Below are 25,999 nucleotides of genomic sequence, written 5' to 3' on the forward strand. Positions count from 1 at the left end.
TCCCCATGGAAAAGTTCACCACCCACACCGGCATCGGTGTCCCGCTGCGCCAGAGCAATGTTGACACCGACCAGATCATTCCAGCGGTCTACCTGAAGCGGATCACGCGTACCGGTTTCGAAGACGCCCTGTTCTCGGCGTGGCGCAAAGACCCGTCCTTCATCCTGAACCAGGAACCCTTCAACGCCGGCTCCGTGCTTGTGGCGGGACCCGATTTCGGTACCGGTTCGTCCCGCGAGCACGCGGTCTGGGCATTGAAGGACTACGGGTTCAAAGCTGTATTGTCTTCCCGGTTCGCGGATATTTTCCGCGGCAACTCGGGAAAGCAAGGGCTCTTGGCGGCCGAGCTTGCCCAGGACGACATCGAGCTCATCTGGAAGGTCCTCGAAAACGCGCCCGGCACCGAAGTCAAGGTGGACCTCGTGTCCAAGACGGTTGAGTGCGGTAACGTCGTGGCACCCTTCGAGATCGATGACTACACCCGTTGGCGCCTCCTCGAGGGCCTGGATGACATCGGGCTGACGCTGCAGCACGAGGAAGACATCACGGCCTACGAGGCCACGAGGCCTTCCTTCAAGCCGAAAACCCTCCCTGCGCGAATCCAGTAGCTCGCATCAACGAGCTTCTGCGCCGTGAAAGGACCGGCGCACCCGAAGGAACGGGTGCGCCGGTCCTTTTCGTGTGCGTGGCACTCCGGTTCGCCGGGCACGAACGCGGGGTCACTTAGGGCCCATGCCGCGCGGCAGCATGGGCCCTAAGTGACCCCGCGTCGCGGAAAGGCCAGCCCGCCGCGTCGTATGTGGAAAAGTCCGCCATGCAATGCCGATTCCGTCCCCTTCAGCACCAGCAAACCCGCCTTCGCCACGCCCCTCCATTTCGAATCGGTAACGTCAGCTTTTATGCTTAGCTGGAGCCTTCGTAAGTGTGGGGGCATCAACTCGTGAGGAAACCGGTATAGATGAGTAGTGTTCTGACAATCCGCGGCGGCGTCCCCTTGACCGGCCGCGTCACCGTCAGAGGTGCCAAGAACCTTGTTCCCAAGGCCATGGTGGCTTCCCTCCTCGGCAACGAACCCTCGGTGTTGAGGAACGTTCCGGAGATCAAGGACGTGGAGGTCGTCACCAGCCTGTTGCAGCTTCATGGCGTGACTGTCCAGAAGGATCCCGTCACCGGCGATCTCACTCTGGACCCCAAGAATGCGAAGACTGCGTCCAGCACCGCTATCGACGCACACGCCGGCGACTCCCGCATCCCGATCCTGCTGTGCGGTCCGTTGATCCATGCCATCGGCGAAGCATTCATTCCCGATCTCGGCGGCTGCAAGATCGGCGACCGGCCGATCGACTACCACTTGAACGTGCTCCGCCAGTTTGGCGCCGTCGTCGAAAAGCGCCCGGGCGGCATCCACATCTCCGCTCCCAAGGGCCTCCATGGCGCGAAGATCTCCCTCCCGTACCCGTCGGTGGGAGCTACGGAGCAAGTCCTGCTGAGCGCCACGCGGGCAGAGGGCATCACCGAACTCAGCGGTGCCGCCACCGAACCGGAAATCATCGACCTCATCGCGGTGCTCCAGAAGATGGGCGCCATCATCAGCGTTCAGACCGATCGCACCATCCGGATCGAGGGCGTCCGCGACCTGGGCGGCTACGACCACCGCGCCCTGGCAGACCGCAATGAATCGGCGTCGTGGGCTTCCGCCGCCTTGGTGACGCGTGGAGACATCTTTGTTGAAGGTGCTTCCCAGCGGGACATGATGACTTTCCTCAACACCTACCGCAAGGTGGGCGGCGGCATGGACATCCGCGAGGACGGCATCCGCTTCTACCACCCCGGCGGAAAGCTGAGCCCCCTCGTCCTTGAAACGGACGTGCACCCGGGCTTCATGACCGATTGGCAACAACCACTCGTGGTCGCCTTGACGCAGGCTGAAGGCGTATCGATCGTCCACGAAACCGTGTACGAGAACCGTTTCGGCTTCACCGACGCGCTGACCCGCATGGGCGCAACCATCCAGGTCCACCGCGAATGCCTTGGAAGCGTGCCATGCCGCTTCGGCCAGCGCAATTTCCTGCATTCCGCCGTCGTCTCGGGACCTACTCCGCTGCGGGGCACCGACATTGACATTCCCGACCTCCGTGGCGGATTCAGCCACCTTATTGCGGCGCTTGCCGCGACCGGTACGTCCAGGGTGACCGGGATCGACATCATCAACCGCGGCTACGAGCGTTTCACTGAAAAACTTGCCGGGCTGGGCGCCGATTTCGACCTCACCGAATCCAAGTAACGGGGGATACCTTGAAGGAATCGGCCCAGAGCCGTGCCATGTTCGCTGTTCTTGCGGGAGTTGCGCGACCGCTCATGAACATCCTCATGGCAAAGAAGTGGGAGGGGACCGAAAAGCTCCCCGCGCGTGGCTTCATTGCGGCCCCGAACCACTGCACCGAAATCGACCCGATTGTGGTGGGGCACATGCTCTACAACATGAAGCGTCCACCGCATTTCCTCGCGAAATCCGGCCTCTTCAAGGTCCCCGTCCTGGGTAGCCTTTTGCGCGCTGCGAACCAGATTCCCGTGGAGCGCTCGACGGCGGGGGCGAACCGTTCGTTGCAAGCCGCCCAGGAAGTGGTGGATGCCGGCGGTGCCATCATCATTTACCCTGAGGGCACGCTGACGCGCGATCCTGATTTGTGGCCGATGAAGGGTCACACGGGAGCGGCGCGCCTGGCGCTCCAGACCGGTGCTCCCGTGGTTCCCATCGCCCATTGGGGTGCCCAAGAGGTGTTCCCCCGTTACGCCAAGCGCCTGCATGTCTTCCCACGGAAGACTTCCCGCATCCTGGTCGGCGATCCGGTTGATCTCAGCGCTTTCGAAGGCCGACCGCTGGATCGGGCCACCCTGGTTGAGGCTACGGACGTCGTCATGGACGCCATCACGGAGCTCCTTGCAACCTTGCGCGGGGAAGAACCGCCCAAGGAACGCTGGGACCCTGCCGCCCACAACCAGTCGAAGCACGGTCGCTTCCAAGCGACTGAAGGAACCTCGGGCGCCGACGCCACGGACGGACAGAAGTGACCTCCGGGGAAGAACTCATAGGCGATAACGGTGTTGTCGCCGTCCTTGGCGCGGGATCCTGGGGTACCACGTTCGCGAAAGTCCTGGCGGATGCTGCGATAGCCACCGGTGCGGAGCGGATCATCCGGATTTGGGGCCGGCGGGACGAAGTGGTTGCCCAGATCAACACGGAGCACCGTAACGCCCAGTACTTGAAGGACATTGCGCTGCCCGATTCCATCACGGCCTCCACGGATGTGGCCGAGGTCCTTGCGGGCGCCGGGCTCGTGATTCTGGCCGTGCCGGCGCAGTCGCTTCGGCTTCAACTGCGCAAATGGAAACCACTCGTGGCTCCCGGCGCCGTGGTCGTTTCCCTCATGAAGGGCCTTGAACTCGGTACCGATTCCCGCATGAGCCAAGTGATTTCCGAGGAACTCGACATTCCGCAGGAACGGGTCGCCGTCGTTTCAGGCCCCAACCTGGCAATGGAGATCGCGCGCCGGGAACCCACGGCCTCCGTGGTGGCATGCAGCGACGAAGCAACGGCCGCATCATTCGCGCTCTACTGCACCGCGCCGTACTTCCGCCCCTACACGAGCAACGACGTGGTCGGCGTCGAAATCGGGGGAATCGTGAAAAACGTGATCGCCCTCGCCGTCGGCATCTGCGAAGGCAAGCAAATGGGCGACAATACCAAGGCGTCCGTGATCACTCGCGGCCTTGCGGAAACCTCCCGGTTGGCGCTTGCCCTCGGTGGCGAGGCACGCACCATTGCTGGCCTCGCCGGGCTCGGAGACCTGGTTGCCACCTGCTCTTCGCCCTTGTCCAGGAACCATACGGCAGGACGCTTGCTCGGCGAAGGTTTGACGCTGGAACAGGTCACCGAGCGCATGACCCAGACGGCGGAAGGCATCAAATCCGGGTACGCTGTCTACGAACTAGCCGGAAAACTCGGCGTCGACATGCCGATCACCGCGGCCGTGGTAGCCGTCCTCGAAGGCAAACTGTCCGTTGATGAACTTGGGCCCAGACTCCTGGCCCGCTCCCTGAAGTCCGAAGGCGATTACTGACTGTGACCGAAGAATCCCTGTCTGCCGGAACTGCCGAGACTGCCGCTTCCACCGGAACTGCCGAGTCCACCGGAACTGCCGAGTCGACGATGCCGGCCGCTCCCCGGCGGCCCCGCGTCGCCGTGCTCTTTGGCGGTCGGTCCAGCGAACACGCAGTCAGTTGCGTGACGGCGGCCGGCGTCATGGGCGCCATCGACAAAGACAAGTACGACGTCGTCCCCATCGGGATTGCCAAGTCGGGCCAGTGGGTGATCCCCTCCGCTGACATCAGCCAGTGGTCGCTGAGCGCAACGGCCTTGCCTGAGGTGCCTCCTTCGGGGAAGACCGTCACCCTCGCCGAGGTGGGTGGAGCCCACCAATTGATCGTCACGGCGCCGAACGCAGTACCTGAGGAACTTGGTTCCGTGGACGTCGTGTTTCCGCTCCTGCACGGGCCCTGGGGCGAGGACGGCACCATCCAGGGTCTTTTGGAGCTTTCCGACACCCGCTATGTGGGAGCCGGAGTGCTGGCATCCGCCGTCGGCATGGACAAGCATTTCATGAAGGTCGTTTTCGAGGCCGCCGGCCTTACGGTGGGACCGTATGTGGCAGTCACTGACCGTGATTGGATCAATGACGCCGAAGCCGTGCGCAAGCGTGTTGACCGCCTCGGCTTTCCCGTGTTCGTGAAGCCCGCCCGGGCCGGTTCCTCGATGGGGATCTCCAAGGTTGACTCGATGGACGGATTGGATGCCGCCATCGACGAGGCACGGAGGCACGACCTCAAGCTCGTGATCGAGGCCGGCATTGTGGGCCGCGAAATCGAGTGCGCCGTCCTGGAAGGACGAGGCACCGCGGTCCCGCGAACCTCCATGCCCGGGGAGATCGCCGTAGCTCCAGGCGAACACGAGTTCTACGACTTCAACGCCAAATATGTGGAGGACGGCGCCGCAGCCCTGAGCTGCCCGGCCGATATTCCCGCCGAGGCCATTGCACGCGTCCGTGAACTCGCTGCGGCTGCCTTCGACGCTGTCGGTGCAGAAGGCCTCAGCCGCGTGGACTTTTTCTACACGCCGGACGGCGAACTCATCATCAACGAAATCAATACGATGCCCGGATTCACCCCGAAGAGCATGTATCCGCAAATGTGGGCGGCCTCCGGGCTTGGCTACGCCGAGTTGATCGACGAGCTCATCTACCTGGCGCTCAACCGCAAAACCGGCCTGCGCTGACAGCAGGCTGTCGCTGACAGCCTGCTGCGGCACGCCTGCTACTTGCCGGGGGCGCCGGTGGGCAGGTTCTGCAGCAGCTCAGGCTGGCCGACGCACTTGCGGACGGCCTTGATCTTCGACGCCGCCGGTGCAAGGTCCGCAAGGACCGTGGCGGAGCTGATCTTGTTCGGGTCCATGAGGATCTCCGTGGCGGGCTCGCGACCATAGGTGGTCAGGGTCCATGCCGGGTTGCCTTCCTTGATGACCCAGTCGACGTCGTTCACGGTGACGCAGCGGTCCGTGGTGGGGCCGGGCACATTGACCCCGCAACGCAGAATCAGTACCGACGGGTCGCCCCATGCCGCCGTGGCCTGGCTATTGGTCTTCCGCAGCGCGGCATCGCCGATCGTATCCGGGAGCGCCACCATCATGGGCGCGCAGGCGGCATTCGCGGCATCGGCCGCGGGCTGGACGTCGACCACGGGGGAGCAGGCTGCAAGGCTGAGGACCGAAACCGCCGCGGCTGTCAATGAACAGAGGACGCGAACGTACACAGCGGCTTTCGTTTGTTGCATTGATCAAGCCTATCGCGGCTGCGGCAAACCGAGGATCGGAGCAGCGGGCGCCAGCGGACAGCCCTTTGATGTCGGCGGTTCGCGATAGCGTAGAGCTGTGTCCATAGAACAACAGACTGTCGGTGAGCTCTCCGAAGGGGAGCTCCTCGTACGCATCTTTCCGCGCCTGAAGCACAGCAGCAGCGTGCTGCTCGGGCCGGGGGACGACGCCGCCGTGGTCGCTGCCCCGGATGGCCGGACCCTGATTTCCATCGACACCCAGACCCAGGACCAGGACTTCCGGCTGGAATGGAACAACGGATACCGGACCACCGGGTATGACGTCGGCTGGAAGTCGGCGGCACAGAATCTCAGCGACATCAACGCGATGGGCGGCACTGCCGTATCCCTCGTCGTCAGCCTGACCATGCCGCCCGGAACTCCGGTCCTGTGGGTCGAGGACTTCGCCGATGGCCTGACGGCCGGCATCGTCGGACTGGGGGCACCCGATTGTTCAGTCGCCGGGGGAGACCTCGGCCGTGGCCGCGAAATCGCGGTGACCGTTGCCGTCGTCGGGACGATGCATGGGCTGCCCGCCGTCCTCCGCTCCGGGGCCCGTCCCGGTGACACCCTGGCCCTTGCCGGAACTGTTGGACGAGCTGCAGCGGGACTTGCCCTCCTCGAAAGCACCATACCCGTGGGCCAGCTGAACGCTGCCCAGCGCGCACTCATGGACAGCCAGTGCCGGCCGCAGCCGCCCCTCGCCGCAGGACCGCTGGGTGCCAAGGCAGGCGCAACCGCCATGATGGATGTCTCGGACGGGCTCCTGCGCGACGCCGGCCGCCTCGCCGTAGCCAGCGGCGTCGTCCTCGACCTCGACCCCATCGCGCTCAAGGCCCTCGCCACTCCCTTGGAAGCCGCCTCGGCTCCCCTTGGCCTCGATCCCATGGAATGGGTCCTGGGTGGCGGAGAGGACCATGGACTGCTGGCGACATTTCCAGCAAATGTTCAGCTACCTTCCGGCTTCACTGCGATAGGCTCGATCCAGGCCGTTGCCGAAGGACAGCACAGCGGCGTCCGGATAGCGGGAATGCCCGCTGACACCGCGGGATGGGATCACTTTGCAGACTAAGATTGCCGCCAATACGCACGCCATGAAGCGGTGGCTTGGCAAAGCTGAGACGACGCTCGGGAACCACAGCGACCGTCTCAACGCCATCAACATCTTCCCGGTGGCAGATGGCGACACCGGAACCAACCTCTACCTCACCGTCCGTGCCGCTGCCGCAGCTTTCTCTGATCGTTCCACCGCGGACGAGCCGGTCAACGACGTCGGCGTCGTTCTGGCCGCGGCGGGGCGGGCGGCCATGGAACAGGCCCGGGGGAACTCCGGGACACTCTTTGCCGTCTTCTTGTGCGCACTGGCCGAGCCGCTGGCAGGGCACACGCGCCTTAGTGCGCCGCTGCTTGCCGCCGCCTTGAACCGGGCCCAGATCCGGGCTTGGTCGGCCTTGAGCGAGCCTGTACCGGGCACCATGCTTTCCGTCCTCGACGCTGCCGCGAGGGCAGCCGGCGAATGCGATACCGCGCACAACGGGGATGACAGCAACCAGGCGCTCGGCCTGGCCCTCGACGCCGCCGTCAACGCCGCGCTGGATGCGGTGGTGCAAACCGAGGACCAACTCGCCACGCTGCACGCCGCCCGGGTAGTGGACGCGGGCGGGGTGGGCATGTTGCTGATCCTGGACTGCCTCCGTTCGGCCGTGCTCGGCGAGGAACTCCAGGATGAGCTCCTGGACGGGCTGCACGGCTATGACCTGCAGGATCCGCATATCCACGCCGGGATGCCTGCCGACGACGGCGTCGAAGTCATGTGCACCATCAGCCTTTCACCATTGTCCGCTGCCACGCTCCGCCAGCGATTGGACGAACTCGGCGACTCCGTCATCATGAGCCAAGTGGGCAGCGCGAGCAACCCGTCGGGATCGAACGGTGCCGGGGACGACGACGATGACGATGAGGACGCTGCGGAAGCCAGCTACCGCTGGCGCGTGCACGTTCACGTTCCGGACGCTGAAGCCGCTGTGGCCGTCATCCGCTCACTCGGCGACCCCACCGACATCTCCGTCAGCCAGCTCTCGATGCCGCGCGACCCAGGGCTTCCGGCGGGCCAGCACGGGCATGAATACTGAGCTCCACCTTCCCCTCGAGCGGCGGATCGGCAAACGCTCCGCGTCCGTCATCGGGAAGCACCTTGGCCTGGACACTGTCGGGGAGCTGCTGAACTACTTTCCCCGCCGTTACTTGAACCGTGGGGAACTGACGCCCATCAGTAAACTGCCGTTGGATGAAGAGGCCACCCTCATTGCCAGGGTCCTGTCCAACTCAACCCGGCAAATGCGGGCGCGCCGGGGATCGTTGACGGACGTCGTGGTCACGGACGAGGCCAGCGGCGAACAGATCCCCGGAACATTGAAGATCAGTTTCTTCAACGGCTTCCGCGCCCGCAGCGAGCTGCAGCCGGGGCGCCGCGTGATGTTCTCAGGCAAGGTGAGCCGCTACGGCGGATCCCTGGGCATGACCAATCCGGACTTCATGCTCCTCGACGAGGACCCGGAGCTGGGCGGTTCCGTCGATCCGGAAAAGCTGGCTGCCATGCCCATTCCCGTTTATCCAGCCACCGCGAAACTCACCAGTTGGTCCATCCACAAGGTCATCACGACGCTGCTGGACACCATCGACGTGGACGGCATCGAGGATCCGCTGCCTGCCGAAATCGCGTCCCGGGAGAAGTTCCTGGCGGTGGGGGAGGCGTACCGGCTGATCCATTCCCCGGAAACGGCAGCGGACTGGCAGCGTGCCCGTGACCGTTTCCGCTACCAAGAGGCACTCGTCCTGCAGGCTGCGCTGGCGCGGCGCCGGGCCCAGTTGGCTGCCGAGGAGGCCACCGCCCGGCGGCCGTTGCCCGAAGGGCTCCTTGCCGCCTTCGACCGGCAGCTTCCGTTCACGCTGACTGCCGGCCAGGCCGCCGTGGGAAAGACGCTTTCCCACGAGCTGGCACAGGACTCGCCCATGAACCGCCTGCTTCAGGGCGAGGTCGGTTCCGGAAAAACGATCGTGGCCTTGCGGGCCATGCTGCAAGTGGTGGACGCCGGCGGACAGGCTGCACTTCTGGCACCCACGGAGGTCCTCGCGGCCCAGCACTTCGATTCCATTCGGAGGACCCTGGGCCCGCTGGCGCGCGACGGGTTGTTCGGCGGCGCCGGGATGCTGGGTGGCGCCGGATCGTTGGACGGCGGGGCGGGGAGCGGCCCCGGGTCGGTCCAGGTCGCCTTGCTGACTGGCTCCATGCCGACGGCTGCCCGTAAGCAGGCCATGCTGGACGCGGCCTCGGGCAACGCCGGCATCGTGATCGGCACCCACGCACTGTTGAGCGACAAGACCTCATTCCAGGACCTCGGCCTGATTGTGGTGGATGAGCAGCACCGCTTCGGGGTGGAGCAGCGCGACGCCCTGCGGGCCAAGGCCAACCGGCCGCCGCACCTGCTGGTGATGACTGCCACCCCGATCCCGCGCACGGTTGCCATGACCGTCTTCGGCGACCTTGAGACGTCCGTGCTCGACGAACTTCCAGCGGGCCGGGCACCCATCTCCACCCACGTCGTCGGACTCGCGGAGAATCCGGGCTGGGCGGCCAGGATCTGGAAACGCTCGCGGGAAGAAATCGACGCCGGTCACCAGGTGTACGTTGTTTGTCCCAAGATCGGAGACGACGACGACGGCGACTTCAGCCCGGGCGAAGCGGAACCAAGCGACGCCGGACTTTCGGACGAAGGCCCGGCGCGCGAGCTCGCTTCGGTGACCGCCGTCGTCGAAACTCTCGGCCAGGAGCCGGCCCTGCGCGGCGTCCGGGTGGAGCCCCTTCACGGACGGCAGGATTCGGCGCTCAAGTCCGAAACCATGGCCTCGTTCACCGCTAACCAGACCCAGTTGCTGGTGTCCACCACCGTCATCGAGGTGGGCGTGGACGTCCACAATGCCACGCTGATGGTGATCCTTGATGCCGACCGCTTCGGCATTTCCCAACTCCACCAGCTCCGCGGGAGGGTGGGCCGCGGCGGTCTTCCGGGCACATGCCTGCTGGTCACGACGCTCGAACCCGGCCACCCCAGCCGCAGGCGCCTTGACGCCGTAGCGTCCACTACCGACGGCTTCGAACTTTCCCAGGAAGACCTCAAGCTGCGGCGCGAGGGAGACATCCTCGGCGCCTCGCAATCCGGCGGGCGCTCCACGCTTAAACTGTTGCGGGTCCTGGAGCATGAGGACGTGATCGCCCGCGCCCGCACGGATGCCCAGGGGCTCGTTGCCAACGATCCCGGGCTCGAGGGCCAGCAGGCCCTGGCCGCCGCAATTGACGAATATCTGAACCCCGAAAAGGAGGCGTTCCTTGAACGCGGCTAAGGAGTCCATTCCGGAAGGCACCGCGGTGTGCGCAGCCCCAGGGGTTGGCCGATGAGCAGGATCATTGCCGGCGTGGTCGGTGGCAACCCGCTGGTCAGCGTCCCCGGAAACGCCACCAGGCCCACGACGGACCGCGTCAAGGAAGCCTTGTTCTCGCGGCTCGAGGCGCTCGACGCCATCGACGATGCCCGGGTTCTGGATCTTTATGCGGGTTCGGGTTCGCTCGGCATCGAAAGTGCCAGCCGGGGGGCGCGCTCTGCCGAACTCGTGGAATCTGATGCACGCGCCTCCGAGGTCTGCCAGCGGAACGCAAACATGGCCAACCAGGTCCTGGGACGCAGGATTGTCTCCGTCATTCGTTCCAAAGTGGAGTCCTTCCTGGAACGCGCGGCGGATGACGTCCTCTGGGACCTCGTGTTCCTGGATCCGCCCTATCCCTTGGATGAACCTTCCCTGAAGGCAGTCCTCGCCAAGCTCGCCTTCCACCTTGATGAAGGTGCGGTGGTCGTCGTCGAGCGTTCCTCACGGTCTCCGGAACCGGACTGGCCGGACACCTTGGAACGGTTTGCCGACAAGAAGTACGGCGAAACCAAGCTCTGGTTCGCCGAACCCGTCTAGCGCAGTGCCCACAGGTCCGTCGCTGGCCCGATAGGCGGCGCTAGCTGGAAATCCGGTCCAACTCCACTCCGCTCAGCACGGCTGCCGGGTGCGGCCCCCGGGCCAGGAGTTCCGCTGTCCACTCGGCGGGCCAGGGCCGGCGCGTTCCCACCAGGATGATGTTGCCGGGGTAGCGGCCGGCGAACATGCCGCTTTCGGCGAACGCAGCAACGTCGGGCAGCGCCCTGCGCATCGCGGCGACCTGGCTGCGTACCAGGGTCAGGGCCGCTTCGTCGCCGACGTTGACGATGAGCACTCCCTCGGGCCGGAGCCGCGCTGCGGCCTCTTCGTAGAACTCCTGGCAGGCGATATGCGCAGGAGCCTCCGGACCGGAGAAGATGTCCAGGATCACGACGTCGAACTCGAGTTCCGCGGGCAGCTCGGCGAGGGCTTCCCGCGCGTCGCCGATATGGGTCTCCAAACGGGTGCCGTCGGGCATGGGCAACTTCTGCAGCACGAAGTCGAGCAATTCACGTTCGAGCTCGACGGCGTGCTGTTCCGAACCGGGCCTTGTCGCCTCGATGTAGCGGGCCAGGGTCAAGGCCCCCGCTCCGAGGTGCAGGGCGGTGATGGCTTGCCCGGCTGGCGCTGCGAGATCCACCACATGGCCGATCCTGCGGAGGTACTCGTAGAAGATTTCCGCCGGTTCCGCGAGATTGACATGGGATTGTTCTGCGTCGCCGATGCGCAGGATGTAGGCGCCGTCGATCAGGGTGTCGGTTTCGATCGCGGCATGTTGGCCGGTGGTCCGGAGGAAACGCCGCCCCTCGTGGATTTGCCCGGCGGACATGGTCAAAGCTTGTCCCGCAGGGTGGCCAGTCTGGCGGCGGCTTCTTCCAGTACTTCGGTCTTCTTGCAGAACGCGAATCGGAGCAGGCTGCGCGTCCTCTCCGCGCCTTCCGGGTGGCAAAACACCGGAACAGGAATGGCCGCCACTCCGACGAGCTCCGGCAGCCTTCGTGCCAGGTCCACTGAGTCGCTGATGCCGAGGGGCGCGGTGTCCACGTTGATGAAGTATGTTCCCTGCGGAGTGTAGACGCCGAAGCCGGCGGCCCGTAGTCCCTCGGCCAGGATGTCCCGCTTGTGCTGGAGGGCGGACGCGATGCCGGCGTAGAACTCATCGGGCAAGGCGAGGCCTACAGCAATCGCACTTTGGAAGGGGGTGCCGGAACTGTAGCTGAGGAATTGTTTGACGGTGCGGATCGCCGCTACCAGATGGGCAGGTCCGCTGAGCCATCCGATCTTCCAACCGGTGAACGAGAAGGTCTTGCCGGCCGAGGAAATCGTGACGCTTCGCTCGGCCGCTCCGGGGATGCCGGCGATCGGAAGGTGCTGCACGCCGAAGGTGAGGTGCTCGTAGACTTCGTCGCTGAGGATCACGGCGTCGTATTTCCGGGCGAGCTCGACGACGCGTTCCAGCACCTCGCGAGGGAAGACCGCGCCCGTGGGATTGTGCGGGTTGTTGAGGAGGACAACCTTGGTGCGTTCACTGAATGCCGATTCCATGGCATCCACGTCCGGAAGGAAGTCCGGTGCCAGCAGGGGAGCGGTCACGTGCTTGGCCCCGGCAAGCCCGATGATGGCGCCGTAGGAGTCGTAGAAGGGCTCGAAGGTGAGGACCTCGTCGCCCGGTTCGATGAATGCGAGCAGTGACGCGGCGATGGCTTCAGTGGCCCCGGTGGTCACGATGACCTCGGTCTGCGGGTCCGGGGTGAGTCCGTAGAAGCGTTCCTGGTGCGCAGCGACGGCTTCGCGGAGTTCAGGGATGCCTTTGCCGGGCGCGTACTGGTTGGCTCCCGCCGTAATCGCTGCTAGGGCCGCTGCCTTGATCTCCGCGGGGCCGTCCTCGTCCGGGAATCCCTGGCCCAGGTTGATGGCGCCGGTGGACAGTGCCAAGGTGGTCATTTCTTCGAAGATGGTCACTCCGAGGCTGCCGTCGGCCGAAAGCAGGTTGGCTCCGCTGGCGGCTCGCTGCCAAGGCGCGGCGGACGTGTTCTGGCTGAGAGAGGCCGGGCTCGTCACTGTGGGGCTGCCTTCCTGGGGTGCTGGCTTCCGGCTCCTCCGGCCCGCCGTTCCAGCCATGGTATCGCCATAGTGCCTGCGGCCCCGGATGGGGTAGGTTCGAACCATGAGACGCGCTGTGTGCCCTGGCTCCTTCGACCCCATCCACAACGGACATTTGGAAGTCATCGCGAGGGCCGCCGGCTTGTTCGATGAAGTCGTCGTTGCTGTGTCCACCAACTACGCCAAGAAGTACCGCTTCAGCCTGGAAGAGCGCATGGACATGGCCCGGGAGACACTGGCTTCCTTGCGGGGGATCATCGTGGAGCCCATGGGTGAGGGACTGCTCGCCGAATACTGCAGGCACCGGGGAATTTCGGCGATCGTGAAGGGCCTGCGTTCGTCCTCGGATTTTGACTACGAACTTCCCATGGCCACCATGAACCGCCAGTTGTCCGGCGTCGAGACTGTCTTCCTTCCGGCGGAGGCCCACTACCTGCACTTGTCGTCCACGCTCATCAAGGAAATCTCCCTCCTCGGCGGCGATGTCTCCGATTTCGTGCCGAAATCGGTACTCAGGAGGCTCCTCGCTGGCGGGTCGGCTGCGGAGTAGCCGCACAACGGGTAAGCTGGATCGGTACCTCGGGCAGAACGCGTTGCAATTGACCCGGTTTGAGTCCGTTCACGCGTTCAGGCTAAGATGGTACGTCGGTCATATGTTCTACAGGAGTTCTCATTAAGCGAGATGCAAGTTCGCCTTTGACGCTGGACGTCAAGGACCTCGGACGTAGTCCAGGAAGCATGCGGACGCTCACGGAACATGTACCCGCGCCAAGTGACCTTGGCGTGGCACTCATTGGCGTTCAGGAAGGCTCGGATATCGAGCTCGACCTGAGGCTTGAGGCCGTACACGAAGGAATTCTGGTATCTGGAACCGTATTCGCTGAAGTCAAGGGCGAATGCGGACGATGCCTGGATCCCCTTGCGTATGACCTTGAGGTCAATGTGCAAGAACTTTTCTTCTATGAGGGCGTGGAGCTTTCGGACGAAGAAGACGATGAAGAGCAACGTCGAGTCGAGCACGATCTAATCGATCTTGAACCGGTGTTGCGGGACGCGGTTGTAACCATGCTGCCGTTCCAGCCGGTGTGCCGGGAAGACTGCCAGGGCCTCTGCTCAATATGCGGAGTGCGTCTGGAAGACGAGCCGGGGCACCACCACGAGGACCTGGATCCTCGCTGGGCTGCCCTAGCTGAACTGGCTAAGACCGACCGGCAAACTGATTAGTAAGTGCTGACTAAAAGAGAAATGAGATAGCCGTGGCTGTTCCCAAGCGGAAAATGTCTCGCGCAAATACACGCGCCCGCCGTGCCCAGTGGAAGGCAACTGCCCCCAACTTGGTCAAGACCATCGAAAACGGCCAGGTTGTTTACAGCCTGCCGCACCAGGCAAAGGTCGTCACCGACTCCGCCGGGACTGCGCTGTTCCTTGAATACAAGGGCCGCAAGGTCGCAGACGTCTAAATCCGCCACAAGGCTGACAAGGATGTCTTCAACTGAAGAGCTTCTGAAGCGTCTCGGTGTCTCCATTGACGCCGAGACGCTTCGTCTTGCTCTGACACATCGTTCATACGCGTATGAAAACGGCGGGATTCCCACCAATGAGCGCCTCGAATTCCTGGGCGACTCCATCCTGGGCTTTTCCGTGACCGATTCGCTGTACCGCGACAACCCTGCACTCCCGGAAGGCGAACTGGCGAAGCGACGCTCCGCCGTCGTCAGCACCCGCGCCCTCGCAGGTATCGGCCGGGATCTCGGCATCGGCGAATTCATCTATCTCGGGCAGGGCGAGAGGCTCACCGACGGTAAGAACAAATCGTCAATTCTTGCCGACACCATGGAAGCGCTCATCGGCGCCACCTATCTTTCCAACGACATTGAGACCGCCCGGCAGCTCGTTATGCGGCTCGTTGGTCCCTTGCTCAAGGACGCCGCGGCCCTTGGGGCCGGCACCGACTGGAAGACCAGCATGCAGGAGCTTGCCGCCAGCCGTCAGCTCGGGTCCATCTACTATGCCGTCGAAGGCTCCGGTCCGGACCACGCCCGCACCTTCGAAGCCGTCCTCCAGATCGGCGGCACCCCCTACGGCAAAGGCGCCGGCCACTCCAAGAAGGAAGCCGAGCAGGAAGCCGCCGCAGACGCGTGGCGCACGCTGAACAGCAAGGTCACGCTGAACAGCAAAGCCGACGCTCCGGCTGATCCTGCGCACAGCGCCTGATTCCACATGCCGGAACTGCCCGAAGTCGAAGTGGTCCGCCGCGGCCTGGCACGTTGGGTGCGCGGCCGGACCATCACGGGGGTGGATGTCCTGGACCCCCGCTCGATCCGCCGCCACGCGTTGGGCACGGAAGACTTTATCGGCAACCTTGAGAACTCCACGGTTTTGGACGTCGTCCGCCGCGGCAAGTTCCTGTGGATGCCCCTGCGGACCGAGGAACCCGGCGGCACAGCAAGTACCCCCGAAGCGCTTCCCGGAGTCGCGCTGATGGCGCACCTCGGCATGAGCGGGCAGCTCCTCATGCAGGATCCCGGGGTTCCCGATGAGAAGCACCTCAAAGTCCGTCTCCGCCTCAGCAGTGCGGACGGCATGCCTGAGCAGCTGCGGTTTGTGGACCAGCGGATCTTCGGCGGGCTCTTTGTCACCTCGCTTGTACCGACGCCCGACGGCGGTCCCGGCGGCCAGGGCGAGACGCCCCTTCCGGAAATTGCCGAAGAAGCCTCGCACATCGCCCGCGATCCTTTGGATCCGCACTTTTCCTTCGACGACTTCTACCGCAAGGTCAGATCCCGCAAGACCGGGCTCAAGCGGGCCTTGTTGGACCAGGGAGTCATCTCGGGGATAGGCAACATCTACGCCGATGAATCCCTCTGGCGGGCCAGGCTGCACTACGCCAAGCCGACAGACACCCTCAAGCGGGCCGATGCGCTGAGGCTCGTCGACGCCGCCAAGGACGTCATGAGCGACGCCCTCGCCGCCGGCGGGACGAGCTTCGATTCGCTCTACGTCAATGTCAACGGAGATTCGGGATATTTCGCCCGGTCCCTGGATGCCTATGGCCGGGCGGGCGAGCCGTGCAGGCGTTGTTCCGCAGCCGGACTTCCGGGTGTCATCAAACGCGAGCAATTCATGAACCGCTCCTCGTACACGTGCCCGATCTGCCAGCCGAAGCCGCGCAACGGCCGCTGGTAGCGAGGATTCGCGGGTTTTCCCCGCAAATCCGCGGATTTCCGCCGTCGGGCAGTAGATTTAGGCCGTAAAGCAGCCACTGCCGCCATTGAAAGTGATCCGAAACACCTTGCATCTGAAAAGTTTGACTGTCCGGGGATTCAAGTCGTTCGCGTCGGCCACGACGTTCGACTTCGAGCCGGGCGTCACCGCCGTTGTCGGCCCCAACGGTTCGGGCAAGTCCAATGTGGTTGACGCGCTGGCGTGGGTCATGGGCGAACAAGGCGCCAAGACCTTGCGCGGCGGCAAAATGGAAGACGTCATCTTCGCCGGCACCTCGGGGCGGCCCCCCCTGGGCAGGGCGCACGTTGCGCTGACGATCGACAACGCCGACGGCGCCCTGCCGATCGAATACAGCGAAGTCACCATTTCCCGCACACTGTTCCGGACCGGCGGCTCCGAGTACGCCATCAACGGCGCGCCATGCCGCCTCCTGGACATCCAGGAACTGCTCTCCGATTCAGGGCTCGGCCGGGAAATGCATGTGATCGTGGGGCAGGGGCAGCTGGACCGTGTCCTGCACGCCACACCCGAGGACCGCAGGGGATTCATTGAGGAAGCCGCCGGCATCCTCAAGCACCGGCGTCGCAAGGAAAAGACCGTCCGCAAGCTGGAGGCCATGCAGGCGAACCTGCAGCGCCTTGGCGACCTCACGGCGGAAATCCGCCGTCAACTGACGCCGCTGGGCAAACAGGCCGAAGTCGCCCGCCGCGCCCAGACCGTGCAGTTCGATGTCCGCGACGCGAAATCCAGGCTGTTTGCCGATGATCTTGTCCAGCTCACCCGGGCGCTGGAGAAAGACGTGGCCGACGAAGCCGCGTTGAAAGAGCGCCGCGAGGTAGTCGAATCGGAGCTCGGCGCAGGCCGCCAACGCCAGATCCGCCTTGAGCAACTCGCGGCTGAGGCCACACCCAGGCTCAACGCCGCCAGGGACAACTGGTACCAGCTGTCCGCTGCGAGGGACCGGCTTCGCGCCCTCGGATCACTCGCTACCGAACGCCGCCGCCTCCTCGGTGCCTCCGATGTTGCCCCGGATTCAGGCCGCGACCCGGACCACCTGGACCGGCAGGCAGCCCGGGTCCGGCAGGAACAGTCGGAGCTGGAGCACGACATCCTGGCGAAGCAAGCGGGCCTCCTCGAGGCCACGGCAGCCAAACAGGAAGCCGAGCACCTGGCCGCGGCCGAGGACAAACGCCTGACAGCAGTGCTGCGGGCGGCAGCCGATCGCCGTGAGGGCCTCGCGAAACTCGTCGGCCAGTTGGCTGCCGCACGCTCCCGGGCCGAAGCGGCCGAGGCTGAGCGGGGCAGGCTCAGGGACTCGCTGGCAGCCGGTGAAGAGCGGCGTCGCCACGCGCAAAGCGAGTTCACGGCCCTTGAGTCCCAAGTGGCCGGCGTTGAAGACGGCGAAGAAAGCCTCGACGCCGAATACGAGGACGCAAGCGCCCTTCTTGACGAAATCAACGCCGAGATCGAAGCGTTGAAAGCTGCCGAGCGCGACGAAGTCCGCGAACGCGATGCGCTCACCGCCCGTCGTGATGCACTGCAGCTTAGCCTCAACCGCAAGGATGGCTCTTCGCGTCTTCTGTCCTCGGACCACCCCGGCATCCTGGGTTCGCTTGCTTCCCTCGTGACGGTGGAGCCCGGGTACGAGACCGCCGTTGCCGCAGCGCTTGGCAGTGCTTCGGACGCGGTCGTGGTGGCCGACGGCCCGGGGGCCGTCGCCGCGATGCAGCTGTTGAAGGACGCCGACGCCGGGCGTGCGTCGCTTTTGGTGGCAGGCGCGGTAAGCGCCGCGGATACAGGGTCCGGCCAGCAGGAATTGCCGACGCTGCCCGACGGTGTGCGCTGGGCCGCCGAGCTGGTGGCGACGGACGCTACGGAAGCGGTTGGTGCGCTGACCCTCCTGGCGCGCACCGCCGTCGTCGAGGACTTGCGCGCGGCGGCAAGCCTCATTGCCGGCAACCCGGAGCTTACCGCGGTGACCCTCGAAGGCGACGTCTTCAGGGCCCTGACGGTGGACGGCGGATCGGCCACGGCGCCGTCCCTTCTTGAGGTCCAGGCCGCAGTGGACGACGCCGACACCCGGCTCCTGGAGCTCACCACCCGTCTTGAACGGGGCAGGTTCGCCCTGGCTGGAGCCGAAGCCCGCCGTGCCGATGCCCAGGAACGTGCGAACGCGGCGCTCGACAAACTTCACGATTCGGATGCCCGCCTGGCTGCCGTCGCGGAACGGCTTGGCCATTTGAATTCCCAATTACGCAGCGCCGTCGCGGAACGCGATCGAATGGCCGAGTCCCTGGCCAAGGCCGAACTGAACATCGCCGTGGCAGAGGAATCCCTTGAGCTTGCGGCCGAGCGGCTGGCCGCGGCACAAGAGGCCCCGCAGGAGGAAGAGCCTTCCACGGAGCACCGCGATGCCTTGGCCAGGGCCGCCAGTGATGCCCGGGCCCGTGAGATGGAAGTCAGGCTCGGGTTGCGGAGCGCCGAGGAACAGCTGGCCGCAACCAGCAACCGGGCTGCATCCCTCGAACGGGCTGCAGCGAGCGAACGGCGGGCTCGCGAGGAGGCGGCGCGCCGGGCAATGCGCCGCAAAGCGCAAGCCGAGCGGGCCTCTGCCGTCGCTTCCGCCGTCGAACAGGCCATACGGTTCGTTGACGTTTCAGTGGACCTGGCAGCCCGCGACCGCGATGTCGCCGAGGGCGTCCGGGAGCAGCTCGAAAAGGAACTCGTTGATATCCGGAGCAGCAACGAGAAATTGGCCCAGGAACTGGCCGGGCTGACGGATTCGGTCCACCGCGACGAACTCGCCCGGGCCCAGCAAAGGCTCCGGATTGAAGCTTTGGAAACGCGCGCCATTGAGGAGCTCGGCCTGTCAGCGGAACAACTCGTGGCCGATTTCGGTCCGGAGCAGCCGGTTCCCGTGCCGGCGGCTTCGGTCGACAAGTGGGCCGAACTCCGGGCGCCCGTGGACGAGGACGGGAACGCCATCGTGGAGGGTGTTCCCTTTGTCCGTGCCGAGCAGGAGAAACGGCTGCGCAGGGCCGAACGGGACCTCGCAGCCCTTGGCAAGGTGAACCCGTTGGCGCTTGAGGAATTTGCGGCACTCGAGGAACGGCACCAATTCCTGAGCACGCAGTTGGAAGACCTCAAGTCGAGCCGCAAAGACCTCCTGGACATCATCAAGGAAGTGGACAACCGCGTCCAGCAGGTCTTCGCCGAGGCCTTCGCCGATACCTCCAAGCAGTTCGACCACGTCTTTGCCCGGCTCTTCCCCGGCGGGGAAGGCAAATTGGTGCTGACGGACCCCGACGACATGCTGACCACCGGCATCGAGGTGGAGGCACGGCCCGCGGGCAAGAAGATCAAGCGATTGTCCCTGCTTTCCGGCGGCGAACGGTCGCTGACAGCCGTCGCCTTGCTCGTGGCAATTTTCAAGGCGCGGCCTTCGCCTTTCTACGTCATGGACGAAGTGGAGGCCGCACTGGACGACACGAACCTGGGCAGGCTCATCACGATTTTCGAAGAGCTGCGGGAGTCCAGCCAATTGATTGTCATTACGCACCAGAAGCGGACCATGGAAGTCGCGGACGCCCTCTACGGAGTGACAATGCGGGGCGACGGCGTGTCCACCGTCATCAGCCAGAGGCTCGGTGCCGAGGTCTAGCTTTGTGAGAAGCTAGGGGAGTGAACGATCTCCTCCCCATTATTTTGTCCATTGTCGCTGCCATCGTGGTGGTCGGAGGGCTGATTCCTGTCCTGCTCAAGGCGCGGAAGTCCTCCTCGACTTACGCTGGAACGCGCGACGCCAACGACCCCGCTGACAAGGCGGCGGCAGGCGGCGGAACGATCGTCGACGACGCCCCCGGGGCCGCGCCGGACCGCACGGCGCCCGCTCCCGTCGTCGAACCTGCCGACCTTGCCGTACCAGGGACCGACGTTCCGGACGACGCAGCCGGCCTGGAGCTTATCCAGGTGGAGACCCCCGCGCCTGTCGAGGGCCGCCTCAACCGGCTTCGCGCGCGACTGGTCAAATCCAACAGCATTCTCGGCAAGGGTCTCCTGGCCCTGCTTTCGAGCGACAAGATCGACGAAAACGTCTGGGACGAAGTCGAAGAAACACTGCTCCTCGCCGACCTCGGCACCGAGCCCACCATGCAGCTGGTCGATGCCCTCCGTGCACGGGTCAAGGTCCAGGGCACACGCAGCCCGGAGGACGTCAAGGCCCTCCTGCGCGAGGAACTCATCAAGCTGGTGGACCCCACGATGGACCGCAGTTTGAACGTGGAACGCAAGGGAGCCCACCCGGCCATCATGATCGTCGTCGGCGTCAACGGGGTGGGCAAGACCACCACCGTCGGCAAGCTGGCGCGTGTTCTCGTGGCCGAAGACAAGGACGTCCTGCTGGGCGCAGCGGATACCTTCCGCGCCGCGGCCGCGGAGCAGCTCGCCACGTGGGGCCAGCGGGTCGGCGTCGCAACCGTCAGGTCGCACGTCGTCGGCGCGGACCCGGCCTCCGTCGCCTACGAAGCCGTCAAGTCCGGCATCGAGCAGGAAGTCGACGTCGTGATGATCGACACCGCCGGTCGCTTGCAGAACAAGGTCGGCCTCATGGACGAGCTCAGCAAGGTCAAGCGCGTCATCGAGAAGCTGGCCGAAGTGGACGAAGTCCTTCTGGTACTGGACGCGACCACCGGCCAGAACGGACTGAACCAGGCCAAGGTCTTTTCCGAGGTAGTCAACATCACGGGAATCGTGCTCACGAAGCTCGACGGCACCGCGAAGGGCGGGATCGTCGTCGCGATCCAACGGGCCCTCGGCGTTCCGGTCAAGCTGGTCGGCCTCGGCGAGGGCCCGGACGACCTCGCGCCGTTCGAGCCCGAAGCCTTCGTCGACGCGCTGCTCAACTAGCCGCCTCCAGCCCAACTGACTCGCAGTTGATGTCGTTTTCAGGCCTGAAAACGACATCAACTGCTAGTCAGTTGGGTGAGCCGACGGGTTCCGGGGCGCGGGGCATCGGCTCGCGGGCCACGGACCAGCCGACCGCGGCCAGCAGGAGGATGCCGCCGGTGGCGCCGAACGCCCAGCCGTAGCCAAGTCCGTCCGCCAGGAGGCCAACCAGGACGGGGCCCACGATAGCTCCGGCGTCCGAAGCCATCTGGAAGACCGCCAGCACCTTGCCACCGGATCGGCCACGACCGATGATGTCCCCGACGGCGGCCTGCTGGGCCGGGCTTAGCAAGCCGGAGCCGAAGCCGGCCGCGGCAGACGCCGCGAAGAACGCGGGAAGGTTGCCGGTCAACCCGATGGTGGCGGTGGCCAGACCGGTGACCACCAAGCCCAACAGCATCATGGGCTTGCGGCCGAAATTGTCGGCCATACGGCCCGAGAAAGTCAGCGCCAGGGCGTTTCCCCCCGCAAACACGGCCAGCGCCCAACCCGCGGAGGCCGATCCTCCGGCCAGCACGACCACCGCGAACAACGGCACCGTGGCCATGCGCACCCCGAGGGTAGCCCAGCCGTTGCCGAAACTGGAGAACAGGGCGGCCCGGTAGGCAGAATCGCCCAAGGCATCCTTCATGCGCATTGCCGGCCCCGCCGCACTGCCTTGCTTCGCTGCCCCTGAACTTCCCGTCAGCTGCGTGCGGACAACCAAAGCCGCCAGGACCAAGGCTGCCGCGTACGCGAGGAACGGTACGCGCAACCCGAACCCGGCCAGCAGTCCGCCGACCACCGGGCCCAGGACGCTGCCGATCAGGAAGGCCGAGGCATACGCGCCGGAGACCCGCCCGCGGCTTTCCGGAGGGGCGAGCCTGATCAACAGGCCCATGGCTGCAACCGTGAACATGACAGAACCGGCTCCGCCAAGTCCCCGGAAGACCAGCAGCTGCCAATAGCTCTGCGCGAAAGCGCACGCCGCCGTCGACGCCGCCACTATCAGCAACCCTGCGATGTACACAGGACGCTCGCCGAAGCGGCCCATCAGGGCGCCCCCGGCGGGAGCGAACACCAAACGCATGAAGGCGAAAATGCTGACGATCACCGCGGCTGCCGTTGCCCCGACGTCGAACGTGGTTGCGAACTGGGGAAGCACGGGCGCCACGAGTCCAAAACCCAGTGCAATCAGGAACGCCGCCGCCAACATCACCTTGATGTCCCGTGGCATTTCAGCCTTGGCGGCCCTCGCCCCTGGTTCGGCGGGGGATTCGGGGCTTGCGGTCATGGTGTCGGGGTCCTCTGGCTAGTCGGAACGCGGGGAAATGGAACTGACGAAACATATCCGTAACAAGGGTGATATGCACCATTTACGTTCGAGAAGTTCTTGTAACAGCCCTGCAATCTAAAACCTTCGCAGGTGAAACACTGCCCCGCAAAACTCTTATGTAGAACGCAAATGCGTTGGGACAGGCGGCTTAGCCCGCATCTAAAGCAGAGAGGACGCAGACATGGACTTCACCGCCGGTCTCGTTTGGCTCCTGGTCGCATCAGCATTCGTGCTGTTCATGACCCCGGGCCTGGCATTCTTCTATGGCGGCATGACCCGTGCCAAGGCCGCCCTGAACATGATGATGATGAGCTTCATCGCCATCGGCACAGTGACCCTCGTGTGGGTCCTCTGGGGCGCCTCGATGTCTACGAGCAACACGGACAACTTCTTCCAGATCTTCGCGAACCCGTTCAGCCACTTCGGCCTGCACAACTTCACCGATCCGGCAGACCTGCTCCACGTAGGGTACGCCGCAACCTTCGCGATCATCACTGTCGCCCTCATCTCCGGTGCCATCGCGGACCGCGCAAAGTTCTCGGCCTGGACGCTGTTCACCCCGATCTGGGCGACTCTCGTCTACGCCCCCTTGGCCTACATGGTCTGGGGCGGCGGTCTCTTCTCGGCAACCGGCTGGTTCGGCCAGACCTTCGCTCCCGTCATCGACTTCGCCGGCGGCACCGTGGTGCACATCAACGCCGGTGTGGCAGGCCTCATCCTCGTCCTGATCATCGGCAACCGCAAAGGCTTCGGCAAGGACCCGAACCACCGCCCCCACAACGTGCCCTTGGTCATGCTTGGCGCAGCCATCCTCTGGTTCGGCTGGTTTGGCTTCAACGCCGGTGCTGCGGCAACCGTGCAGCAGGCCGGACTGATCTGGATCAACACTCTCGTCGCGCCGGCAGCGGCCATGCTCGGCTGGCTTGTCGTGGAGCGCATCCGTGACGGCCACCCCACCTCGCTCGGCGCGGCTTCGGGCGTCGTCGCCGGCCTGGTTGCCATCACCCCGGCTTGTGCCAACGTTTCCCCGCTCGGCGCCATCGCCCTTGGTGTAGCAGCCGGTGTTGCTTCGGCCCTCGCGGTCGGCCTCAAGTTCAAGCTCGGCTACGACGACTCGCTCGACGTCGTCGGCGTGCACCTGGTGTCCGGCATCATCGGGACCGTGGCCATCGGCTTCCTCGCCACCCCCACCCAGGGTCCCGCGGGCCTTTTCTACGGCGGCGGGACCACCCAGTTGGTTGCGCAGTCCCTGGCGGCACTCTGCTCGATCGTCTTCACCGGCGTGATGACCTTCATCATCGCTTACCCGATCCACAAGCTCATGGGCTTCCGCATCTCCGAACGCCAGGAGATCGCCGGTGCAGACCTCAGCCTGCACGCCGAAACGGCATACGAGTTCGGCGTCGGCGGCCACGGCGGAAGCTTCCAGCCCCTTCACGACCTCATCACCGGAAAGTCCTCGGCCGAGCCCGAGGCAGCTGACGAAGCATCCGTATCAGGCAAGGAGAGTGTCCAGGCATGAAACTCATCACGGCGATCGTCCGCCCGGAGAAGCTCGACGCCATCCGCGAGGGGCTCGAAGCATACGGGGTACAGGGACTGACGGTCAGCGCGGCCAGCGGCTACGGCCGGCAGCGCGGTTACACAGAGGTGTACCGCGGAGCCGAGTACAACGTGGACCTGCTTCCCAAGATCCGCGTGGAGGTCCTGGCCACGGATGAGCAGGCAGACGACATCCTCGATGTGCTGATTGCTTCCTCCAACACGGGCCGTGCCGGCGACGGCAAGGTCTGGACAGTGGACGTCTATGAAGCAGTCCGTGTCCGCACGGGCGAGCGGGGCGCAGCGGCCATCTAAGGCACCAACGCAGAAGAGGGGCCGGGTACCTGGAAAGGTACCCGGCCCCACTTGCGTGTCCGCTTCCGCAGGAGCGCGGCCGCCTGCTTAGCCCCCGACGGCGGTGGGCCAGTCCGCGGGACCGGGGCCGCCGGCCTCGTACTCTTCGAGCGGAACGGAATCCCTGGCCCAGGCCTTGATCACGGGCTCGATGATCCGCCAGCAGTCGACGGCGGTGTCGCCGCGGACCGAGAGCAGGGGATCGCCGGTAATGACACCCTCCAGCACTTCTCCGTAGGGCAGCAGATCGGACGCATTCAGTTCCGTATTGAGCGTCACGCGATTGAGCATGAAGATGTTTCCGGGACCGTTGACATCGACGTCGAGCTGCAGGGTGTCAGGACCGAAACCGATGCGCAGCTGGTTGGGGGAGTCCACGCCCTCGAATCCGGTCGGCAGGTGGGGGACGGGCCGGAAGGTGATGATCGCCTCTTTCCGGGCGGCACCCAACGCCTTTCCGGAGCGCAGGATGAAGGGGACGCCCTTCCAGCGCCAAGTGTCGATGCCCACTTCGACCTCCGCGAGCGTCTCCGTTTCCCGGGCAGGGTCCACGCCGTCCTCTGCTGCATAGTCCGGCACGTCCCGGTCACCGATCCGGCCGGCGGTGTAGCGCGCCCGTCGGGTGGACTTCTTGTACGGCGCGGCGATGCTGCTCGCACGCAGTACCGTCGAAATCGCGTCGCGGAGATCGCGCTCCCCGATGCTGGAAGGGGCATCGATGGCCAGCAGCGCCATGATGTGGAGCAAGTGGCTCTGGATCATATCCTTGAGGGCGCCTGCTCCGTCGTAGTAGCGAGCACGCCCTTCGAGGGCGAGGTCTTCGTCGAAGACGATCTCCACCTTCTCGATGTGTTCCCGGTTCCACACCGGCTCCAGGAACCTGTTGGCGAAGCGCAGGCCGAGGATGTTGAACACAGTGGCCTTGCCCAGGAAGTGGTCAACGCGGTGGATGTGGTCTTCCGGGACCAAGGCGGAGAGGGTCTTGTTGAGTTCCCGGGCGGATTCCGAACTGGATCCGAAGGGTTTCTCCATCACCAGGCTTGTTCCCGCGGGAAGCTCTTGGGCGGTGAGGACCTCACAGGCCTTCTGGCTGATGTGCGGTGGCAACGCGAAATAGACGGCGATTGGCGCTTCGAGCCCGGCCAGGAGCGTCGCGAGCTGGCCGTCCGCCGTGACATCCACTTGATGGTATTCGGTATTTTTCTCCAGGGCGGCGATTGCCTTCTTGCCTGCGGCACTTGCACCCTCGGCGGCATCTTCGAAGGCTCCGCCCACGCGTTTGGTCCACTGTTGGGACGTCCACGGGTCGGAACCGGCTCCGACAAGCTTCAGGCCGTCCGCGAGTCCGCTGGCCACGAGCCGGGCAAGGCCCGGTAACAGCAATCGGCCCGTCAGATCTCCGGAGGCGCCTAGGATGAGCAACGTATTTACTGTTGTTTTGCTGGTCACTGTGCCAGCATGCCATCTTGCGGGCGCGTCTTGGTACCCTAGATAGTCGAGTCCCTCAGTTGAGTCAGATTTGTTTGGGGCAGGAATCGTCAAGATATTGGTGCGTCGGAACGGCCGCCATTC

23 protein-coding genes are annotated in these 25,999 nt (G+C 64.8%); 18 read left to right on the forward strand and 5 right to left on the reverse strand.

Annotation, left to right across the window (positions count from 1 at the left end; translation table 11 throughout):
• The first annotated feature begins 5 nt into the window (after positions 1–5).
• The 5 genes from leuD to QRN45_RS07000 all read left to right on the forward strand — a co-directional run bounded on the left by leuD (position 6) and on the right by QRN45_RS07000 (position 5,332).
• Positions 6–608, forward strand: a complete 603-nt coding sequence (gene leuD / locus QRN45_RS06980; protein WP_078108589.1) for a 3-isopropylmalate dehydratase small subunit — start codon at positions 6–8, stop codon at positions 606–608.
• A 350-nt stretch (positions 609–958) separates the two neighbouring features.
• Positions 959–2,284: a UDP-N-acetylglucosamine 1-carboxyvinyltransferase gene (gene murA, locus QRN45_RS06985; RefSeq protein ID WP_059387657.1), complete on the forward strand. Its 1,326-nt coding sequence runs from the start codon at positions 959–961 to the stop codon at positions 2,282–2,284.
• A gap of 11 nt (positions 2,285–2,295) precedes the next feature.
• Entirely contained in the window at positions 2,296–3,072 is a 777-nt protein-coding gene (locus QRN45_RS06990; protein WP_264636557.1) for a lysophospholipid acyltransferase family protein, read from the forward strand.
• On the forward strand, positions 3,069–4,121 hold the full coding sequence (locus tag QRN45_RS06995; RefSeq protein ID WP_284762792.1) for an NAD(P)H-dependent glycerol-3-phosphate dehydrogenase: 1,053 nt from the start codon (positions 3,069–3,071) through the stop codon (positions 4,119–4,121). Before QRN45_RS06990 ends, QRN45_RS06995 begins: the two co-directional genes overlap by 4 nt.
• A gap of 89 nt (positions 4,122–4,210) precedes the next feature.
• On the forward strand, positions 4,211–5,332 hold the full coding sequence (locus QRN45_RS07000; RefSeq protein WP_284762826.1) for a D-alanine--D-alanine ligase family protein: 1,122 nt from the start codon (positions 4,211–4,213) through the stop codon (positions 5,330–5,332).
• Positions 5,333–5,370: 38 nt separating this feature from the next.
• Here QRN45_RS07000 and QRN45_RS07005 read toward each other — a convergent pair whose 3' ends face one another.
• Entirely contained in the window at positions 5,371–5,886 is a 516-nt protein-coding gene (locus QRN45_RS07005; RefSeq protein WP_241707484.1) for a DUF3515 family protein, read from the reverse strand.
• Positions 5,887–5,983: 97 nt separating this feature from the next.
• On the opposite strand from QRN45_RS07005, the gene thiL reads away from it, so the two are divergent.
• From thiL to rsmD, 4 genes are read left to right on the forward strand one after another with little or no spacing between them, the layout of a single operon-like run.
• A complete protein-coding gene (gene thiL, locus QRN45_RS07010; RefSeq protein WP_284762794.1) occupies positions 5,984–6,997 on the forward strand; it encodes a thiamine-phosphate kinase in 1,014 nt (337 codons plus the stop codon).
• 22 nt (positions 6,998–7,019) lie between these two features.
• Positions 7,020–8,057: a DAK2 domain-containing protein gene (locus QRN45_RS07015; RefSeq protein ID WP_284762828.1), complete on the forward strand. Its 1,038-nt coding sequence runs from the start codon at positions 7,020–7,022 to the stop codon at positions 8,055–8,057.
• Positions 8,047–10,326: an ATP-dependent DNA helicase RecG gene (locus QRN45_RS07020; RefSeq protein WP_284762796.1), complete on the forward strand. Its 2,280-nt coding sequence runs from the start codon at positions 8,047–8,049 to the stop codon at positions 10,324–10,326. Before QRN45_RS07015 ends, QRN45_RS07020 begins: the two co-directional genes overlap by 11 nt.
• Positions 10,327–10,377: 51 nt before the next feature.
• The gene (gene rsmD, locus QRN45_RS07025; protein ID WP_264636553.1) at positions 10,378–10,944 is read left to right on the forward strand and encodes a 16S rRNA (guanine(966)-N(2))-methyltransferase RsmD; all 567 of its coding nucleotides are present in this window, start codon (positions 10,378–10,380) and stop codon (positions 10,942–10,944) included.
• A gap of 40 nt (positions 10,945–10,984) precedes the next feature.
• On the opposite strand, the gene QRN45_RS07030 is transcribed toward rsmD, so the two are convergent.
• Both QRN45_RS07030 and QRN45_RS07035 read right to left on the reverse strand, forming a co-directional pair.
• Positions 10,985–11,773, reverse strand: a complete 789-nt coding sequence (locus QRN45_RS07030; protein WP_139359739.1) for a spermidine synthase — start codon at positions 11,771–11,773, stop codon at positions 10,985–10,987.
• Between the two features lie 2 nt (positions 11,774–11,775).
• Positions 11,776–13,065 carry an aminotransferase class I/II-fold pyridoxal phosphate-dependent enzyme gene (locus tag QRN45_RS07035; protein ID WP_284762797.1) on the reverse strand — a complete coding sequence of 430 codons (1,290 nt, stop codon included), beginning with the start codon at positions 13,063–13,065 and terminating at the stop codon, positions 11,776–11,778.
• 46 nt (positions 13,066–13,111) lie between these two features.
• Between QRN45_RS07035 and coaD the strand changes: the two genes are divergently transcribed.
• From coaD to ftsY, 7 genes are all read left to right on the forward strand, one after another.
• Positions 13,112–13,597, forward strand: coding sequence for a pantetheine-phosphate adenylyltransferase (gene coaD, locus QRN45_RS07040; protein WP_059387664.1), 486 nt, complete (start codon positions 13,112–13,114; stop codon positions 13,595–13,597).
• Positions 13,598–13,743: 146 nt separating this feature from the next.
• Positions 13,744–14,271 (forward strand): YceD family protein, encoded by a 528-nt coding sequence (locus QRN45_RS07045; protein WP_059387665.1) that lies wholly within the window; start codon positions 13,744–13,746, stop codon positions 14,269–14,271.
• Positions 14,272–14,303: 32 nt separating this feature from the next.
• Positions 14,304–14,507 carry a 50S ribosomal protein L32 gene (rpmF, locus tag QRN45_RS07050; RefSeq protein ID WP_028264646.1) on the forward strand — a complete coding sequence of 68 codons (204 nt, stop codon included), beginning with the start codon at positions 14,304–14,306 and terminating at the stop codon, positions 14,505–14,507.
• Positions 14,508–14,529: 22 nt separating this feature from the next.
• Entirely contained in the window at positions 14,530–15,261 is a 732-nt protein-coding gene (gene rnc, locus QRN45_RS07055) for a ribonuclease III (RefSeq protein WP_284762800.1), read from the forward strand.
• 6 nt (positions 15,262–15,267) lie between these two features.
• The gene (gene mutM / locus QRN45_RS07060) at positions 15,268–16,233 is read left to right on the forward strand and encodes a bifunctional DNA-formamidopyrimidine glycosylase/DNA-(apurinic or apyrimidinic site) lyase (protein ID WP_284762802.1); all 966 of its coding nucleotides are present in this window, start codon (positions 15,268–15,270) and stop codon (positions 16,231–16,233) included.
• 106 nt (positions 16,234–16,339) lie between these two features.
• Positions 16,340–19,933: a chromosome segregation protein SMC gene (smc, locus tag QRN45_RS07065; protein WP_284762803.1), complete on the forward strand. Its 3,594-nt coding sequence runs from the start codon at positions 16,340–16,342 to the stop codon at positions 19,931–19,933.
• A gap of 20 nt (positions 19,934–19,953) precedes the next feature.
• Positions 19,954–21,177 (forward strand): signal recognition particle-docking protein FtsY, encoded by a 1,224-nt coding sequence (gene ftsY / locus QRN45_RS07070; RefSeq protein ID WP_264636546.1) that lies wholly within the window; start codon positions 19,954–19,956, stop codon positions 21,175–21,177.
• A gap of 67 nt (positions 21,178–21,244) precedes the next feature.
• Here the strand turns inward: ftsY and QRN45_RS07075 are convergent, their stop codons facing one another.
• Positions 21,245–22,489 (reverse strand): MFS transporter, encoded by a 1,245-nt coding sequence (locus QRN45_RS07075; RefSeq protein WP_284762804.1) that lies wholly within the window; start codon positions 22,487–22,489, stop codon positions 21,245–21,247.
• A gap of 223 nt (positions 22,490–22,712) precedes the next feature.
• Between QRN45_RS07075 and QRN45_RS07080 the strand changes: the two genes are divergently transcribed.
• Both QRN45_RS07080 and QRN45_RS07085 read left to right on the forward strand, forming a co-directional pair.
• Positions 22,713–24,053, forward strand: coding sequence for an ammonium transporter (locus QRN45_RS07080; protein WP_078108602.1), 1,341 nt, complete (start codon positions 22,713–22,715; stop codon positions 24,051–24,053).
• Positions 24,050–24,388, forward strand: coding sequence for a P-II family nitrogen regulator (locus QRN45_RS07085; RefSeq protein WP_028264639.1), 339 nt, complete (start codon positions 24,050–24,052; stop codon positions 24,386–24,388). Before QRN45_RS07080 ends, QRN45_RS07085 begins: the two co-directional genes overlap by 4 nt.
• An 87-nt stretch (positions 24,389–24,475) precedes the next feature.
• Here the strand turns inward: QRN45_RS07085 and QRN45_RS07090 are convergent, their stop codons facing one another.
• On the reverse strand, positions 24,476–25,876 hold the full coding sequence (locus QRN45_RS07090) for a glucose-6-phosphate dehydrogenase (RefSeq protein WP_284762805.1): 1,401 nt from the start codon (positions 25,874–25,876) through the stop codon (positions 24,476–24,478).
• Positions 25,877–25,999: the final 123 nt, after the last annotated feature.

It is taken from the genome of Arthrobacter sp. efr-133-R2A-63, from assembly GCF_030209795.1.
Taxonomy (GTDB): Bacteria; Actinomycetota; Actinomycetes; order Actinomycetales; family Micrococcaceae; genus Arthrobacter; species Arthrobacter bambusae_A.

Bases quoted from the DNA above. Each gene is read 5' to 3' on its own strand.
- rnc (WP_284762800.1), top strand. From the start codon at position 14,530: ATGTCTTCAACTGAAGAGCTTCTGAAGCGTCTCGGTGTCTCCATTGAC.
- mutM (WP_284762802.1), top strand. From the start codon at position 15,268: ATGCCGGAACTGCCCGAAGTCGAAGTGGTCCGCCGCGGCCTGGCACGT.
- murA (WP_059387657.1), top strand. From the start codon at position 959: ATGAGTAGTGTTCTGACAATCCGCGGCGGCGTCCCCTTGACCGGCCGC.
- leuD (WP_078108589.1), top strand. From the start codon at position 6: ATGGAAAAGTTCACCACCCACACCGGCATCGGTGTCCCGCTGCGCCAG.
- QRN45_RS07015 (WP_284762828.1), top strand. From the start codon at position 7,020: ATGAAGCGGTGGCTTGGCAAAGCTGAGACGACGCTCGGGAACCACAGC.
- coaD (WP_059387664.1), top strand. From the start codon at position 13,112: ATGAGACGCGCTGTGTGCCCTGGCTCCTTCGACCCCATCCACAACGGA.
- rsmD (WP_264636553.1), top strand. From the start codon at position 10,378: ATGAGCAGGATCATTGCCGGCGTGGTCGGTGGCAACCCGCTGGTCAGC.
- QRN45_RS07085 (WP_028264639.1), top strand. From the start codon at position 24,050: ATGAAACTCATCACGGCGATCGTCCGCCCGGAGAAGCTCGACGCCATC.
- QRN45_RS07020 (WP_284762796.1), top strand. From the start codon at position 8,047: ATGAATACTGAGCTCCACCTTCCCCTCGAGCGGCGGATCGGCAAACGC.
- QRN45_RS07005 (WP_241707484.1), bottom strand. From the start codon at position 5,886: ATGCAACAAACGAAAGCCGCTGTGTACGTTCGCGTCCTCTGTTCATTG.
- QRN45_RS07075 (WP_284762804.1), bottom strand. From the start codon at position 22,489: ATGACCGCAAGCCCCGAATCCCCCGCCGAACCAGGGGCGAGGGCCGCC.
- QRN45_RS07000 (WP_284762826.1), top strand. From the start codon at position 4,211: ATGCCGGCCGCTCCCCGGCGGCCCCGCGTCGCCGTGCTCTTTGGCGGT.
- QRN45_RS07035 (WP_284762797.1), bottom strand. From the start codon at position 13,065: ATGGCTGGAACGGCGGGCCGGAGGAGCCGGAAGCCAGCACCCCAGGAA.
- QRN45_RS07030 (WP_139359739.1), bottom strand. From the start codon at position 11,773: ATGTCCGCCGGGCAAATCCACGAGGGGCGGCGTTTCCTCCGGACCACC.
- QRN45_RS07080 (WP_078108602.1), top strand. From the start codon at position 22,713: ATGGACTTCACCGCCGGTCTCGTTTGGCTCCTGGTCGCATCAGCATTC.